Here is a 15,458-nt window from a genome sequence, read left to right as displayed (position 1 = left end):
ACTTGAAAGTTGCCGGACGTGACTCTCATTGTGCCGTACCCCGTGGAATTACGCCAGTGCGATTAGCCACACTCTTCACGCCCGGGGGTGGGCCTGCTGGTAGCTCTTGCGCAGGCGGTCAACCGAGACGTGCGTGTAGATCTGGGTGGTGGCCAGGCTGCTATGGCCCAGGATCTCCTGCACCGCACGGAGATCCGCGCCGCCGTCAAGCAAGTGCGTTGCAGCGGAGTGCCTGAGTGCGTGGGGACCAGACGCGGAGGTATCACCCAACGCGCCGAAAAGAGCGTTGACCAGGGTACGGACCTGGCGCTGGTCAACGCGGCCACCGCGGGCCCCGAGGAAGAGTGCGGGCCCGCTGGTGTCCTTCACCAAGGCAGGACGGCCCCGCCGCAACCAGTCGTCAACTGCGAGGGCGGCCGGCACCCCGTACGGCACGGTGCGCTCCTTGTTGCCTTTACCGATGACCCGCAGCGTCCGGTGGTCCGGGTCCAGGTCGTCGACGTCCAGCCCGGCAAGTTCACCGACCCGAACGCCTGTGGCGTACAGAAGTTCCACGATGGCACGGTTCCGAACGGCAAGCGGTTCACCGTCCACCGCTGATTTTTCGAGGCCTTCCAGCAGCCGCGCGAGCTGGGAGGCCTGCAGGACTCCCGGCAGCGATCCTTCGCGTTTGGGTGCTTTCAGGCGCAGGGCGGGGTCCGTCACCAGAAGTTCCTCCCGGAGCGCCCAGGCGGTGAATGCCCTGGCCGTAGCGGAGCGGCGCGCGAGCGTGGAGCGTGAGGCGCCCGCCGAACTCTGGCCGCCAAGCCAACGGCGGAAGGTGCCCAGTTCGAGGTCTTTCAACCCGGCCGCGCCCTCGGATGCCGCGTGCGCCAAGAGGCTCCGCAGGTCGCCAAGGTAGGCGCGCCGGGTGTGCGCCGACACGGCCCGCTCCCCCGACAGGTAGCCGGCAAAGGCATCAAGTGCCGTGCCGAGGTCCTTGGGCAGTTCTTCATTGTCCACTCCTACACTTTCCCAGTTTCCCCGCGTTCGCCGGAGCCGGACACGGTCATACCTTGCCTCGTTTCCAGCCGCCCCGTTCAGAGACTGCAAGTCCGAGCAGCCCCAGCCGGCCCAGGCCTGCCCGAACCGAGTCCTGTCCCAGGCCGGCGACCGTTGAGAGCTTTTCCACTGACGTGGTCGAGCGCAGCGGCAGTGCGTCCAGCAGGATCAGGTCCTCCAGCGTCAGCCCGTCCTGCACGGCCGCTTCGCCTGCCCGCTGTTCGGGCATCCCCGCTCCGCTGGGAGCGGCAAGTTCGGCCACTTCCGCGGCATCGGTGACGCAGACCGCGCCGCCGTCCCGGAGCAGCCGGTGGCAGCCCGCTGAGTTGGCGCTGTGGACTGATCCGGGGACCGCTCCCACTGCGCGGCCCAGGGTCTCGGCGTGGTGGGCTGTGTTCAGCGCACCGGAGCGCCACCGCGCTTCCACCACCACTGTCACTGATGAAAGGGCCGCAATCAGGCGGTTCCGCTGCAGGAATCGGTATCGCGTGGGAGCTGATCCTGGCGGCACTTCCGCCAGGACCGCACCTTGGTTGGCCACGGCCCGCAGCAGGTCCTCGTTGCCTGAGGGATAGAACCGGTCCACTCCCCCCGCCATCACGGCAATGGTCGGGACAGCGGAGGAACCGCCCGCGAGGGCGGCACGGTGCGCGTGGGCATCGATCCCATAGGCTCCGCCCGAGACTACCGTGAAGCCCCGCTGCGCCAGCGAGTACGCCAAGTCCCCTGTTACCGCCGCCCCGTAGCTGGTGCTGTCCCGGGAACCTACCAGGGCGATGGACATTGCTGCGCCCGGCAGCGGCTGTTCCTGGCCGCGCCACCACAGGCAAATGGGCTCCTGGATTCCGAGGTCGGCCAACTGGGGCGGCCATAGTTCGTCCGCGGGAATGATCAGGCGGCCGCCCAGCCGTGCCATCGTGGCCAGGTCGCGTTCCGGCGCCAGGTCCGGGATTCGCGGCTGCCAACGTTTCAATGCGGCGGCCATTCCAGCCCAGCTGTTTGCCGCGCCGCTGTCAGCCAGCAGCCCGGTGATCTCACGCTCCAGGTCCGGCCCGGCGGTGACCACTCCCGTGGCAATGCGAAGCGCATCCGGTGCCCCTGCAATTTGCACGAGGGCCAGGCCTGCGGCGTCCTGCGGCTCCATGAGCCGGGACAGCGCCGCCCGGGCCAACCGTTCCTCATCCCTTGCTGATTCCTTTGCCACGCGTGGTTCCTTCAGTTCGTTCACCTCAGCCATCCTCTTCATGCCGCCGCCGCAGCCTGCCGCAAGCCAAGGGCCTGTCCGATGTCGTTCGCGTCCGGCAACTCCCGCTCCCCCAGGTCAGCCAGGGTCCAGGCCAGCCGAAGGACGCGGTCGTAGCCGCGGGCGGTCAGGACCCCGCGTTCCAGGGCCTGGTCCAGGATCCGGGTGGCCGCCGGAGCGAGCCGCAACTCACCGCGCAGGATACGCCCCGGCACCTGCGAGTTCGTTTCCAGGCCAAAGCAACGCAGCCGCTCCCGCTGCCGGTCACGCGCATCCCTGACCCGGCTGGCAACCGTTGCGGTGTCCTCCTCCCCGCCTGCCTGTCCGAACTCGGTCAGGGACACCCGCTCCACCTGCAGCTGGATGTCCACCCTGTCAAGGAGGGGCCCGGACATCCGGGCAAGATACCGGCGGCGCATGATGGGCGTGCACGTACAGTCGAGCCCTTTGCCGGAGGCCTTGCCACACGGGCAGGGATTGGCGGCCAGCACCAGTTGGAAGCGGGCCGGGTAGGCGGCAGTGCCGGCAGCCCGGTGGATCACCAGCTCACCGCTCTCCAGGGGCTGACGCAAGGCATCCAGAACCCGGCGTTCGTATTCCGGAGCTTCGTCCAGGAAAAGCACGCCACGGTGCGCGCGGGATGCGGCACCCGGCCGCGGAAGCCCTGAACCACCCCCAATAATTGCCGCCGCGGTGGCCGAGTGGTGCGGGTTTTCGAACGGTGGCCGCCGCAGAAGCTGCACCGCGGACGACGGCAGTCCGCACAGCGAGTGGATGGCCGTGACCTCCATGGACTCATGGTCGCCAAGATCCGGCAACAGCCCCGGCAGCCGCTCCGCAAGCATGGTCTTCCCGGCACCCGGCGGCCCCGTGAGAAGGAGATGGTGTGCCCCTGCGGCAGCCACCTCCAACGCCTGACGCGCATCGCCTTGGCCGGCAACATCGGCCATGTCGGGGCACTGCCCGGTCAGCAGCTGGCCCTCGTCAACATCTTCGGCGTCGTCCGGTTCGAAGTCCAGGGCGAGCTCCTGCGGATCCGCTCCAAAGTCGAGGGCGAGGCGGGCAAGAGTGCGGTAGCCGCGGACCCTGGCACCGGGCACGAGGGAGGCCTCGGCAAGGTTTGCCTGCGCCACCACGACGTCCGGGTAGCCGGCCTGTACTGAGGCCATCACGGCCGGCAGGATCCCCCGGACGGGCCGCAGCCGTCCGTCGAGGCCCAGCTCCGCAATGAAGACGGTGCGTCCGGTGGCTTTGACGTCGTTCGATGCCCGGAGCACGGCCATGGTGACCGCAAGGTCAAAGCCCGACCCGCGTTTAGGCAGCGACGCCGGGATAAGGTTGGCGGTGATCTTCCTGCGGCTGAGCGGAATGCCGGAATTCTTCGCGGCAGAACGGATGCGTTCCTTCGCTTCGTTCAGGGCCGCATCCGGGAGCCCGAGGATGACGAAGGCCGGGAGCGTCTGGCCGATGTCGGCCTCGACTTCAACCACGTAGCCGTTCAGGCCTACCAGCGCGATCGAATATGTCCGCCCCAGGGCCATCACCCTACCCCCTTGAGATGCTCCACCACTGGATGGCCGCCGCCGTCGTCTACCACGGCGATGACATCCACGCGGCGCAAAGGCATCCGCAATTCCCGGTCGCGGCACCAGGCGGCACCGAGCCGGTGCAGGCGTGCCAGCTTCTCAGGGCCAACGGCCTCAAAGGGGTGGCCGAAGTCCAGGGAGCGGCGTGTTTTGACTTCAGCGATGACCAGCGCGTCACCGTCAAGGGCCACGATATCGATCTCACCCTCGGCGCACCGCCAATTGCGCTCCACCACCAGCATGCCCAGCGTTTCAAGATAGCCGGTGGCGAGGTCTTCGCCGTGCCGGCCCAGCAGGTCCTTCGATTTCATTTCTACCTCCGCAACCAGCTTGGCGGCGGGCGGCCGCGGAGCACAGAAAGGCCCTGCCGTATGTGGACAGGGCCTTTCTGTGGAGGGAAAGTCGGGGAGCTGCTAGTTACCCAGGTCCACGTCCTTGGGCAGGGCCAGTTCCTCGTTGCGCGGCAGTTCCTCGACGTTGACGTCCTTGTAGGTCAGGACCCTGACGCTCTTGACGAAGCGGGCCGAGCGGTAGACGTCCCAGACCCAGGCGTCCTGGAGGGTCAGGTCGAAGTAGACCTCGCCGTCGGCGCTGCGGGCCTGCAGATCCACGTGGTTGGCGAGATAGAAACGCCGCTCGGTCTCGACAACGTAGGTGAACAGGCCGACGACGTCGCGGTATTCACGGTAGAGCTGAAGCTCCATGTCGGTTTCATAGTTCTCAAGATCCTCGGCACTCATGCTTCCATCTTGCACCATGTCCGGCGGGGCTGGCGCCGGGGGCGGGACTCAGTCCTGGTCCTGTGCTTCTTCGTCCGGGGATTCGGCGCCCTGCAGCTCTCCGCCGAGCAGCCGCCAGCTGATCCGGTGGTAGGGGGTGGGTCCTGCTGAACGAAGGACGTCCCGGTGCCCTGCGGTGGCATAACCCTTGTTGACGTCCCAGCCGTAATCCGGGTACTCGAGGTGCAGTTCGCGCATCATCCGGTCACGCTCCACCTTGGCAATGACGCTCGCGGCAGCAACACTCAGGCACTGCATGTCGGCCTTGACCTTGGTGTGGACGGGCGCTTCACAGGCGGCATCCAGCACGGGCTGGTCGAACAGGGAGAGCTGCCCGGCCGGGGAGAGCCAGTTGTGGCTTCCGTCCAGCAGCACCGCCTCCGGAATGACTCCGGCGCCCAGGATGGCCCCCCAGGCCCGGGTTCCTGCCAGCCGCAGGGCTGCGATGATCCCGAGCGAATCGATCTCCGCGGCGGTGGCATGACCCACCGCCGAGGCGACGCTCCAGCGGCGCACCAAGGGTTCCAGCCGCTCCCGCTCGGCCGGGCTGAGCAGCTTGCTGTCACGCACCCCGGCCAGTGACTTCTGGCGCTCCAGGTCCACGACGGCGATTCCCACGCTGACCGGCCCCGCAAGCGCACCGCGGCCTACCTCATCCACGCCGGCCAGGAGCCGCACGCCCTGGGCTTTGAAGGTTCGCTCATGCCGCAGTGTGGGCGCCTTGGCCCCGCGCGCCGGATTTGCACCGGCGCGTGTGCGCGGTGTTCCGGGCGGTACGGTGCGGGTGGCAGGTGGCATAGTCAGCGGGCCGCCGGTACGTTGCGAAACACGTCCGGGTAGTTGTCCAGGGTCTTGATCCTGTTCAGCGGCCACGCGATGACCGCGGCCTTGCCCTCCAGGTCCCTAAGGTCGATGAATCCGCCATCATTTTCCATGTGCGACCGGGAATCTGCGGAATGGTTCCGGTTATCGCCCATCACCCACACTTTGCCCTCCGGGACGGTGACGTCGAAGTTGCGGACCTGCGGGACTTCGGCAGGGTTGATATATTTCTCGTCCACGGCGGTTCCGTTGATGGTCAGTTTACCGCCGGCGTCGCAACACACCACGTGGTCGCCCGGCAGCCCGATGACCCGCTTCACCAGGTGCTGGTCCGTGTTGTCGGGCAGCAGCCCCACAAACGTCAGGCCATCCTGGACCCACGTGAACGGCCCCTGGGTCTTGGCTGCCGTGGGCGGCAGCCAGCCCTTGGTGTCACGAAAAACCACAACGTCCCCGCGGCTGAGCGCAAACGGCTCCGGGACCAGGAGATTGACGAAGATCCGGTCGTCCACATCAAGGGTGTTCACCATGGACTCGGAGGGGATGAAGAACGCCCGGAAGAGGAAGGTCTTGATGAGAAAGGACAGCACAACGGCGATGACCACGACGGTGGCGATCTCCTTGAGCCACCCGAGCAGGGGGTTGCCCGTGGACTTGCCGGCCGGCTTGGATCCCGACCGCCCTTTCCGGTGGGAGGGCGCGCCCGCTTCAGGACCGTCGCCGGGCTCTTCGGGGGTTGGAACGGCCTGGTTTTCTGCGGTGCCTTCATGGCGCGGTTCAGGATTCCGCGCTGGGTTCTCGGGCATTTACCGTCCGTTCTGTGTTGTCGGCCCCATCACTGGCGGCCGTGCTACTGGAGCAAATCTATCAAGGGGCCACAGGATCTGGACCGGCCGGCCGATCACGCGCTCCAGCGGGACCATTCCGCCCCCGGGAGCGCCCAGCAGGCTGCGCGAATCCGCGGAGACCGACCGGTGGTCCCCCATCAGCCACAGCCTGCCCTCCGGGACCACCGAGTTGAATTTTTGCGTGCTGGGGACATCGCCGGGGAATATGTACGGCTCGTCCAGCGGCACCCCGTTCACGGTGACTGTGCCGGCTGCGTCACAGCAGACCACGGTATCGCCCGGAAGCCCTATGACCCGTTTGACGTAGGTGGTATCGCTCCCGGTGAGGCCCAGCCACTGGGTGAGGCCGGTGGCGGCATCCATCAGCGGACCCCTGCCGCTGTTCAGGGGCGCGAATGTTCCGCGTCCGTCGAAGACGACGATATCCCCGCGCCTGATGGGGTCGGCCTGGAAATCCGTGCGCGAGACCAGGATCCGGTCACCACCTTGGAGGAGCGGCTCCATGGACTCCGAGGGAATGTAGTAGACATCGAGCCACAAGGACCGCACCACGCCGCTGATGGTGACGGCAAGGACCAGGGCCAGGAACGCAAAACGCCAGCCCATGGTGCGGGGCTGGCGTTTTGTCTGGTGCATGGTCCGTATCCTGGCGCTGGTGGATTGCTCCGGCGCTTGCCGGCTACGGCCGCGTCCCAGCCTGGTGATAAGTCCGAAGGGAACTTACTTGCCGGTGGCGAAGTCGCGCTTTTCCTTGATCTTCGCAGCCTTACCGCGCAGTGCACGCATGTAGTAAAGCTTGGCGCGACGGACGTCACCCTTGGTAACGACCTCGATCTTGTCGATGATCGGGGAGTGTACCGGGAAGGTACGCTCCACGCCGACGCCGAAGGAAACCTTGCGGACGGTGAAGGTTTCGCGGACGCCATCGCCCTGGCGGCCCAGGACGAAGCCCTGGAAGACCTGGACACGGGAGTTCTTGCCTTCGATGATGTTCACGTGAACCTTGAGGGTGTCGCCCGCGCGGAATTCGGGAACATCGTTGCGCAGCGAAGCTGCATCGAGGGAATCGAGAATATGCATGGTTGCACTCCTGGTGAACGCCACAGGTCATTCACTTTGGGTCACGGCAGGCAAGTCAGGCCGCCGGAAAGCGGGCCGGATTATTGCCGCCGAAGTAAAGTGGTCCGGCCGCTTCAATGATTGACGGGGCCGGTTGTCCGGCTGTTGGCCGCGCTACCCCCTGTGGCAGGTGCGGACCCAGCAGACACAAAGGTCAATTTTGCCACAGTGGAAGGGCTACGCCAATTCCGCGCCGGCGCGGGAGCTAGTCCTGCTCCCCTGGCGCCGGATCCGGACGGCGCGCCAGCCTGCCGGCGACGACGTCGTACCCCAGGTTGTGCAGTTCGGTGCGGTCGGCACGCGGAAGGTTGCCGGCGTCGAACGCCGCCAGCAGGTCCGGGCGGCGTTCGGCTGTCCGGCGGTACTGCTCGTGCCGGCGCCACTGCGCGATCCTGCCATGGTTTCCGCTGAGCAGGACCGGGGGGACCTCGCGGTCCCGCCACACGGACGGCTTGGTGTAGACCGGATATTCCAGCAGACCGTCGGAGTGGGACTCCTCCACCAGGGACTCGGGGTTGCCCACCACGCCGGGCAGGAGGCGGCCAATGGCTTCCACCATGGCCAGGACGGCGACCTCCCCACCATTGAGCACGTAGTCGCCAAGGCTTACGGGGCGAACGGTGAAGTGGTCCTGGGCCCACTCGATGACGCGCTCGTCGATGCCTTCATAGCGACCGCAGGCGAAGGCGAGGTGTTGTTCTTCGGCCAGCTCATAGGCAAGGGCCTGCGTGAACCGCTCGCCGGCGGGAGACGGAACGATCAGGACGGGTTTGCGCTGGGGGTCGGGACGGCCCTCTGCCACCGCTGACAGCGCCTGTGCCCACGGTTCGGGCTTCATGACCATCCCTGCACCGCCGCCGTAAGGGGTGTCGTCCACGGAACGGTGCTTGTCGGTGGTGAAGCTGCGGAGGTCATGGACGTGCAGGTCCAGGATGCCATCCTGGCGGGCCTTGCCTATCAGCGAGAGCTCAAGCGGGGCCAGGTATTCCGGGAAGATGCTGACGACGTCGATCCGCATCTATTCCCTGCCTTCGGGTTCCGGGGACGCGGCTTCGTCGGCGTTCAGTTCAAAGAGGCCGTCCGGCGGGGTGAGCAGCACAAAACCTTCCTCGAGGTTGACCTCGGGCACAATCTGCTCCACGAAGGGGATGAGGATCTCCTTGCCCTCCGGGGTGGTCACAGTCAACAGGTCCTGGACGGGCATGGTGGCCAGGGCTGTTACCTTGCCCACCACCTGTGAGCCGATCCGGGCGTGAAGGCCGACAAGTTCGTGCTCGTACCAGCCCTCGTCGTCGTCCTCTTCGAGTTCTTCGGTTTCGATGAACAGCTTGGCGCCGCGGAGGGTTTCGGCCTGGTTGCGGTCAGTCACTTCCGCAAAGCCCAGCAGCAGGATGTCCTTGTTCCAGCGCGCACTGTCCACCGTCAAGGGTCCGGAGGCGGCAGGTTCAACGACGAACTCCGTGCCCGGGACAAACCTGTCTTCGGGGGCATCGGTCAGCACCTGGACCGTGACTTCCCCGCGAATGCCGTGCGGCTTGCCGATCCGCGCCACCTGAAGCTGCATCTGTTCCTCTGTTCCGGGTTGTGGTTGGGGTGGGGTGAAAGCACTCCGGCCCCTCCACCTGAGGGTGGAGGGGCCGGAGCAAAACTGAAAGTTGCCGAGCGCTCAGCGGCGGCGGTCGGTATCGACGACGTCGACCCTGACCGGTTCGCCGCCGGCCAGTGCTGCCACAACGGTGCGCAGTGCGCGTGCCGTGCGGCCCTGGCGGCCAATCACCCGTCCGAGGTCATCCTGGTGAACCCGTACCTCGAGGGTGTCCCCGCGGCGATTGTTCTTCGAACTGACCTTGACGTCATCCGGGGAATCGACGATTCCCCGGACCAGGTGCTCCAGCGCTTCTGCCAGCAATCTACTCAGCCTCGGTGGTCTCAGCTTCGGCGTCGGCCGGGGCCTCGGCAGCGTCAGACTTGGAGGCCTTCTTGGTGATGGCTTCCGGGATGATGACCGAGCCCTTCTCCGGAGCAACGAAAGCTTCCTTCGCGACCTTGGTCTTGAGGGTGCCTTCCTGGCCCGGGAGGCCCTTGAACTTCTGCCAGTCACCGGTGATCTTCAGGATGGCGGCAACCTGCTCGGACGGCTGGGCGCCGACGGACAGCCAGTACTGGGCACGCTCGGAGTTGACCTCGATGAACGAGGGCTCTTCGGTGGGGTGGTACTTGCCGATCTCTTCGATGGCGCGGCCGTCACGCTTGGTGCGTGAGTCCGCGACGACGATGCGGTAGTACGGGGCGCGCATCTTGCCGAAGCGCTTAAGGCGAATCTTTACGGCCACTTTTGTGGTCACTCCTGTTTCAGAAAAGGGGTGAACCCGGCGTTCTGCACCCGTGGGGCGGGCCGTACTTGCGGGTTCGAAGGACAGGATCCGGACGCGGAGAGAGGGGCCACGCAGATCGAGTACCTGTTTATTGTGCCAGATCAGCGAGCTTATTTCGACTTGGCGTTGCGCTGCATTTCGCCGCGGCCGCCCGGAGGATGGACCCTGCGGCTCCTGTCAGGCGGACCAGACGTACAGTCCGGTCCGCTCGGCGTCGTCCAGCCCGGCCGCAAGCGCGGCGAGCTGCTCCACATAGGTTCGGGCCTGGGCTGCGCCAAATGGCATGTCGTCCTGGGCGGCCCACTGTTCGGCGACGTCCTCGAGGATATTGCCCTCGCCTTCGGTCTCATAGGACAGCAGGTCAGCCAGCGCGCGGACCATGGCAGGAGGAACGGCGAGGAGGGAGTCGCTGGCCACATCCACCATGGTCAGTTCATAGTCGGCTCCGCCGGCGTGCACGGCCGTCCCGGCGAGATCGCCAAGTTGTTCGATTTCGAAGTCGCTGATTCCATCGATCCGTACGGCATTTCCTTTAAGGGCGCCGTTTGCCGCGGGTTCGCTCCCTGCGTCGAGGAGGCCGGCGCGTTTCAGCGCGGCGTCGTGGGTGGCGACAAAGATCTCGGTGAAGCCCATGGCTGTTTGCCCTTCTTACGTTGGCGGAACTGCGCGCCGGGAGCTGCCTGCTTCCCGGCCGTACGGAATCAGCCTAGTAGCTGCGGACCGGCAGGAGCACACGCCGGGCCGGGGCGGCAGGGCAGCCGGCGGGCAGGGCTGCCGACCGGGTCGGTCCGCCACCGGGAACACCGGTCAGCGGACAGCCACCCGCAGCCGGTTGCGCCACGGGTCCTCGAACCGGAGCTCGGCACCTGTGTGGTGAGCGGGCACTCCGGCGACCTTGAGGCGGTCAGCCAAGGCGCCGACGTCGTCCCCTGACGGAACTTCGATGAGGACTTCGCCGAGCCCGAGGGTGTCCTTGCGCGGGCCCGCGCCGCGGCTGTTCCAGACGTTCATGGCCATGTGGTGGTGGTACCGGCCCGCGGATACGAACAGTGCCTGCCCATGCCAGCCCGCCGTCTTTTCGAAACCGAGGGTGCCCACGTAGAAGTCGCGCGCCGTCTGGACGTCGCCCACCTGAAGGTGGACGTGGCCTACGCCGGCGGCCGTCACGCGCTGGCCTTCGAGCGATTCCTCCGTGAGGTGTTGCTCCAGGTAGCGCTGCGGGGGCAGCGCCAGGCTGTCCATCACCACGTCCGTCCCGTTCCAGGACCAGTTGCTGCGCGGGCGGTCCCAGTACAGCTCGATGCCGTTGCCTTCAGGGTCGGTGAAGTAGAAGGCCTCGCTGACCAGGTGGTCGGCGCTGCCGGTGAAGGACATCGGCTCGTACTGCGCCGCGGTGGCGATGGTGGCAGCGAGGGAGGCCTGGTCCTCAAACAGGAGTGCGGTATGGAACAGGCCGGCCTCTCCCCTGCCGGGCAGGTTCAAGCCGGGCGCGGGGGCCAGATGGACCAGGGGGCGGCCAAGACGGCCCAGGTACAGTCCACCGTCCCGTTCAGCCACCACCTCGAGGCCCAGTGCGCGCTGGTAGTAGTCGGTCATGACCTTCATGTCCCCCACCTTGAGCATCACCGTGCCCATGGCGAGGTCGGCAGGAAGCAGGTCCTGGCTGTTGGCTGCTGCGGTCATTGGAGGCTCCTTGTGCTGGCGGCCGTCCCGATGGCGGCCTGTCACACATTAAAATTACTTGAAGCTTCAATTTATTCCAAGTCCTGCGCCGCACTTTCGATCAGCGGATGATGCGGCCGCAGAGCACCACGTGATCCAGTCTGCTGATGGTCTCCGGGACCGCCCGTGGATCTTCACGGCACACGATGACGTCGGCGCGCGCCCCTTCTTCCAGGCCGTCCGCTCCGAGCCAGCGGCGGGCCGCCCAGCACGCCGCATCCAACGCTGCCGCCATCGGCAGCCCCGCGAAGTGCAGGGCGAGGATTTCGTCCGCGATCCGGCCATGGCGGATGACGCTGCCGGCGTCTGTTCCGGCGAAGATGCGCACGCCCGCAGCATGGGCCTGCGCCACGCGCTCCAGCCTCCGCTCCCAGAGGGAGCGCATGTGGGCTGCATAGCGTGGAAACTTTGGTTCCGCCTGCGCGGCAATGTCCGGGAACGTGGCGATATTGATGAGGGTGGGCACGATCGGCACGCCTTGTTCGGCGAACCGGGGCAGGTGGCGTGGCAGCAGCCCGGTGGCGTGCTCGATGCAGTCAATGCCGGCGTCGAGCATCTGGTCCAGGGTGTCCTCGGCGAAGCAGTGGGCCGTCACCCGTGCGCCTTCGTCATGCGCCGCACGGACGGCGTCACGGACGACGGCGGCGGGAAAGGAGGGCGCCAGGTCCCCGGCGCCGCGGTCGATCCAGTCCCCCACCAGTTTGACCCAGCCATCCCCGTCCCGGGCCTGCTTGCGCACGGCCTCAACGAGGCCCTCGGGTTCGACTTCGTGGGCGAAGCCGCGCAGGTAGCGGCGGGTCCGGGCGATGTGCCTTCCGGCGCGGATCAGCACCGGGAATTCCTTGCCGCCCTGCATCCAGCGGGTATCGGCGGGCGAGCCCGCATCACGGACCAGGAGTGTCCCGGCGTTGACGTCGGCCAAAGCTTGTTCCTGCGCCACGGCGGCCTCCACCGGACCGGCCGGGCCCAGCCCGATGTGGCAGTGGGCGTCCGCGAAGCCCGGCAGCACCCAGCCGTCAAGCACCCGGTCAGGTGGCGTGGCGGGCCGGTGGAAGGTGAGCCTGCCGTCCACCGACCAGAGTCCATGCCGCACCCGGTCCGGCGCAGCCAGGACGGGTCCGCGAAAGTGAATGATTCCAGCCATCCGGGCATCCTTTCGTTGCCCGGTCAGGCTAGCATCATCGATTGTTACAACGGACTTCCGGAGGGCTGTGGTAGCTTCGTTGCTGACCACACGGGTGCCCTTGCACGGGCTGAGATCGGGCTGACGCAGTCTGCGACCGTTGAACCTGTCCGGGTAATGCCGGCGAAGGAAGTGAGTATTCCCTTGAGTACACAAAACACCCAGTTGAACCCTGCCCGCACGCTGTCCGGTTCCGATTCTGCCGGCGCCCCCGGCACCGGATCCACGCCGCAGGTGACGCAGTCCCTGAAGTCGCATTCCCTGGCCTGGATCGACGATGCCGCTTCCGGAATCCGGGTCCCGGTGACGGAAATCGCCCTCGAGCCATCGCCGAACGGCCGGCCGAACCCTCCCTTCCGGACCTACCGGACGGCCGGCCCAGGCAGTGATCCCGTGCGCGGCCTGCAACCCTTCCGCGCCGAGTGGATCGAGGCGCGCGGGGACACGGAAGCCTACAGCGGCAGGGAACGCAACCTGCTCGACGACGGACGCTCGGCCGTGCGCCGCGGTGCAGCCTCCGCGGAGTGGAAGGGCGCCCGGCCGGTGCCCCGCCGCGCCGTCGACGGCAGGACGGTGACCCAAATGCACTACGCCCGGCAGGGCATCATCACGCAGGAAATGCGCTTTGTGGCGCTGCGGGAGAACTGCGACGTGGAACTGGTCAGGAGCGAGGTTGCCGCCGGGCGCGCCATCATCCCGAACAACATTAACCACCCCGAGTCCGAGCCGATGATCATCGGCAAGGCCTTCCTGGTGAAGATCAACGCCAACATCGGCAACTCGGCGGTGACGAGCTCCATCGCAGAGGAGGTTGACAAGCTCCAGTGGGCCACCCAGTGGGGCGCCGACACGGTCATGGACCTGTCCACGGGCGACGACATCCACACCACCAGGGAATGGATCATCCGCAACTCCCCCGTCCCGATTGGAACCGTCCCGATCTACCAGGCGCTGGAAAAAGTCAACGGCGAGGCCAACGCGCTGACTTGGGAAATCTTCCGGGACACCGTCATTGAGCAGTGCGAACAGGGCGTGGACTACATGACCATCCACGCCGGTGTGCTGCTGCGGTACGTCCCGCTCACGGCCAACCGGGTGACGGGCATCGTCTCGCGCGGCGGCTCCATCATGGCCGGCTGGTGCCTGGCCCACCACCAGGAAAACTTCCTCTACACGCACTTTGACGAACTCTGCGAAATCTTCGCCAAGTACGACGTCGCGTTCTCCCTGGGCGACGGTTTGCGCCCCGGGTCGACGGCGGACGCCAACGACGCTGCCCAGTTCGCCGAACTCGACACCCTCGCCGAACTCACGCAGCGCGCCTGGGAGTTCGACGTGCAGGTCATGGTGGAAGGCCCCGGCCACGTGCCGTTCCACCTGGTCCGGGAAAACGTGGAGCGGCAGCAGGAGCTGTGCAAGGGCGCGCCGTTCTACACGCTGGGGCCGTTGGTGACCGATATTGCGCCCGGCTATGACCACATCACCTCGGCGATCGGGGCCACCGAAATCGCCCGGTACGGTACCGCCATGCTCTGCTATGTCACGCCCAAGGAACACCTGGGCCTGCCCAACAAGGACGACGTGAAGACCGGCGTCATCACCTACAAGATCGCAGCCCACGCGGCGGACCTGGCCAAGGGCCACCCGGGAGCCCACGAACGGGACGACGCATTGTCCAAGGCGCGGTTCGAGTTCCGCTGGCGGGACCAGTTCGCGCTCTCGCTGGACCCGGTGACGGCGGAAGAGTTCCACGACGAGACGCTGCCGGCCGAACCTGCCAAGACGGCGCACTTCTGCTCCATGTGCGGACCCAAGTTCTGCTCGATGCGGATCAGCCAGGACATCCGGAACGAATACGGGTCAGCCGACTCGCAGGCGGCCCTGGCGGACATGGCCTCCGGGATGCGGGAGAAGAGCCAGGAATTCCTGGCCGCGGGCGGCAAGGTCTACCTGCCGGAACTGCAGGTGCCTGCCGGCAGCTAGGAGGCCCGGGCCGGTTGGCTCCGGCTGACATCGCTGATGAACTGCCGGATGGTCCGGTCGCCCTCCACGGAGTCATGGGGCCGGTGCCCGCCCGCGGCAACGCAGTGCAGGGCGCCGGTCTCCCGCAGGTAACCGGCAATTTCCTCGTACAGCGGCTCCCAGCCCCCGGTGAGGACCAGCGTGGGAACGCCGGGAACAATGTGCAGGGGCGCTTCCCACGACGGAACCTGGAGCCGCAGCCGGCGTGCGGAGCGTTTCTCCTCCGTGGTGGCAGGCTGCTGGAGGTCCGTCGCATAGACCCGCCGGACGAACTCGCGCTGGAAGTCCTCGTCACTAAGCTGGTGGCGGACATCCAGGAGTGGCTTCATCAAGCTGATGTGCGCCGCCGTGGCCGGCAGCTCTGCGGTCAGGGAAAGGCACGCCGGTTCCACCAGGGTCAGCGAATAGACGAGATCGGGGCGTTCGACGGCGGCCATCATGGCAGGGATCGCGCCCTGGGAGTGTGCCACCACATGTCCGCCGGCAGCACCGCGGCCATCATCCGCCAAGGACCGCAGCACGATGGCCGTGTCCTCCGCAAAGGATGATTCCACCGGTTCCGCGACGGCGTCATAGCCCTGCCGGCGAAGGAACAAGGCGTCGAACGACAGCGCCATGCCGTGCTGCCGGGGCCACGCGGCGGCGCCGAAAGCTCCGGCGCCGTGCACGAAAACTACCCGCTGCTTGAACATGACCCAACCCTATTCCACGGCACCGA

General features: G+C 66.7%; 18 protein-coding genes and 1 riboswitch. Of the genes, 1 reads left to right on the top strand and 17 read right to left on the bottom strand.

The genetic code is table 11. From position 1 onward, the window contains the following. Nucleotides 1-75 precede the first annotated feature (75 nt). From QF050_RS12360 to QF050_RS12285, 16 genes are all read right to left on the bottom strand, one after another. Complete coding sequence (locus QF050_RS12360) at nucleotides 76-1,002, bottom strand: tyrosine recombinase XerC (RefSeq protein ID WP_308930677.1); 927 nt, start codon at nucleotides 1,000-1,002, stop codon at nucleotides 76-78. 46 nt (nucleotides 1,003-1,048) lie between these two features. Then, on the bottom strand, nucleotides 1,049-2,185 hold the full coding sequence (gene dprA, locus QF050_RS12355; RefSeq protein ID WP_308932162.1) for a DNA-processing protein DprA: 1,137 nt from the start codon (nucleotides 2,183-2,185) through the stop codon (nucleotides 1,049-1,051). 98 nt (nucleotides 2,186-2,283) lie between these two features. After that, nucleotides 2,284-3,825 (bottom strand): YifB family Mg chelatase-like AAA ATPase, encoded by a 1,542-nt coding sequence (locus tag QF050_RS12350; RefSeq protein ID WP_308930676.1) that lies wholly within the window; start codon nucleotides 3,823-3,825, stop codon nucleotides 2,284-2,286. Continuing rightward, the gene (locus QF050_RS12345) at nucleotides 3,825-4,181 is read right to left on the bottom strand and encodes a YraN family protein (protein ID WP_308930675.1); all 357 of its coding nucleotides are present in this window, start codon (nucleotides 4,179-4,181) and stop codon (nucleotides 3,825-3,827) included. The genes QF050_RS12350 and QF050_RS12345 overlap by 1 nt, the downstream gene beginning before the upstream one ends. Nucleotides 4,182-4,283: 102 nt before the next feature. After that, nucleotides 4,284-4,610 (bottom strand): DUF2469 domain-containing protein, encoded by a 327-nt coding sequence (locus QF050_RS12340; protein WP_308930674.1) that lies wholly within the window; start codon nucleotides 4,608-4,610, stop codon nucleotides 4,284-4,286. Between the two features lie 48 nt (nucleotides 4,611-4,658). Next, entirely contained in the window at nucleotides 4,659-5,447 is a 789-nt protein-coding gene (locus QF050_RS12335; RefSeq protein WP_308930673.1) for a ribonuclease HII, read from the bottom strand. Nucleotides 5,448-5,449: 2 nt separating this feature from the next. Continuing rightward, nucleotides 5,450-6,277: a signal peptidase I gene (lepB, locus tag QF050_RS12330; protein WP_308930672.1), complete on the bottom strand. Its 828-nt coding sequence runs from the start codon at nucleotides 6,275-6,277 to the stop codon at nucleotides 5,450-5,452. Beyond that, entirely contained in the window at nucleotides 6,278-6,955 is a 678-nt protein-coding gene (lepB, locus tag QF050_RS12325; protein WP_308930671.1) for a signal peptidase I, read from the bottom strand. It lies immediately after the preceding gene. A gap of 84 nt (nucleotides 6,956-7,039) precedes the next feature. Next, nucleotides 7,040-7,399, bottom strand: coding sequence for a 50S ribosomal protein L19 (gene rplS, locus QF050_RS12320; RefSeq protein WP_308930670.1), 360 nt, complete (start codon nucleotides 7,397-7,399; stop codon nucleotides 7,040-7,042). A gap of 244 nt (nucleotides 7,400-7,643) precedes the next feature. Next, nucleotides 7,644-8,456 (bottom strand): tRNA (guanosine(37)-N1)-methyltransferase TrmD, encoded by an 813-nt coding sequence (gene trmD / locus QF050_RS12315; protein ID WP_308930669.1) that lies wholly within the window; start codon nucleotides 8,454-8,456, stop codon nucleotides 7,644-7,646. Next, entirely contained in the window at nucleotides 8,457-9,002 is a 546-nt protein-coding gene (rimM, locus tag QF050_RS12310) for a ribosome maturation factor RimM (RefSeq protein WP_308930668.1), read from the bottom strand. A gap of 102 nt (nucleotides 9,003-9,104) precedes the next feature. Then, entirely contained in the window at nucleotides 9,105-9,347 is a 243-nt protein-coding gene (locus QF050_RS12305) for an RNA-binding protein (RefSeq protein WP_018759999.1), read from the bottom strand. A 1-nt stretch (nucleotide 9,348) separates the two neighbouring features. After that, nucleotides 9,349-9,771 carry a 30S ribosomal protein S16 gene (rpsP, locus tag QF050_RS12300; protein WP_018768286.1) on the bottom strand — a complete coding sequence of 141 codons (423 nt, stop codon included), beginning with the start codon at nucleotides 9,769-9,771 and terminating at the stop codon, nucleotides 9,349-9,351. 219 nt (nucleotides 9,772-9,990) lie between these two features. Further along, nucleotides 9,991-10,446, bottom strand: a complete 456-nt coding sequence (locus tag QF050_RS12295) for a hypothetical protein (protein WP_308930667.1) — start codon at nucleotides 10,444-10,446, stop codon at nucleotides 9,991-9,993. A gap of 174 nt (nucleotides 10,447-10,620) precedes the next feature. After that, nucleotides 10,621-11,496, bottom strand: a complete 876-nt coding sequence (locus QF050_RS12290; RefSeq protein ID WP_308930666.1) for a VOC family protein — start codon at nucleotides 11,494-11,496, stop codon at nucleotides 10,621-10,623. Nucleotides 11,497-11,596: 100 nt separating this feature from the next. Continuing rightward, on the bottom strand, nucleotides 11,597-12,679 hold the full coding sequence (locus tag QF050_RS12285; protein WP_308930665.1) for an amidohydrolase family protein: 1,083 nt from the start codon (nucleotides 12,677-12,679) through the stop codon (nucleotides 11,597-11,599). Between the two features lie 80 nt (nucleotides 12,680-12,759). After that, a riboswitch (TPP riboswitch) is annotated at nucleotides 12,760-12,867 on the top strand. Here QF050_RS12285 and thiC point away from each other — a divergent pair. After that, nucleotides 12,863-14,701 carry a phosphomethylpyrimidine synthase ThiC gene (gene thiC, locus QF050_RS12280; RefSeq protein WP_308930664.1) on the top strand — a complete coding sequence of 613 codons (1,839 nt, stop codon included), beginning with the start codon at nucleotides 12,863-12,865 and terminating at the stop codon, nucleotides 14,699-14,701. (Overlaps the previous riboswitch by 5 nt.) Here the strand turns inward: thiC and QF050_RS12275 are convergent. Then, nucleotides 14,698-15,432: an alpha/beta fold hydrolase gene (locus QF050_RS12275; protein WP_308930663.1), complete on the bottom strand. Its 735-nt coding sequence runs from the start codon at nucleotides 15,430-15,432 to the stop codon at nucleotides 14,698-14,700. The genes thiC and QF050_RS12275 overlap by 4 nt on opposite strands. Between the last annotated feature and the right edge of the window lie 26 nt (nucleotides 15,433-15,458).

The organism is Arthrobacter sp. SLBN-112 (assembly GCF_030944625.1).
GTDB lineage: Bacteria > Actinomycetota > Actinomycetes > Actinomycetales > Micrococcaceae > Arthrobacter.
The sequence above is the reverse complement of the archived record's forward strand: the minus strand, read 5'-3'. Positions and strand labels throughout refer to the sequence as shown.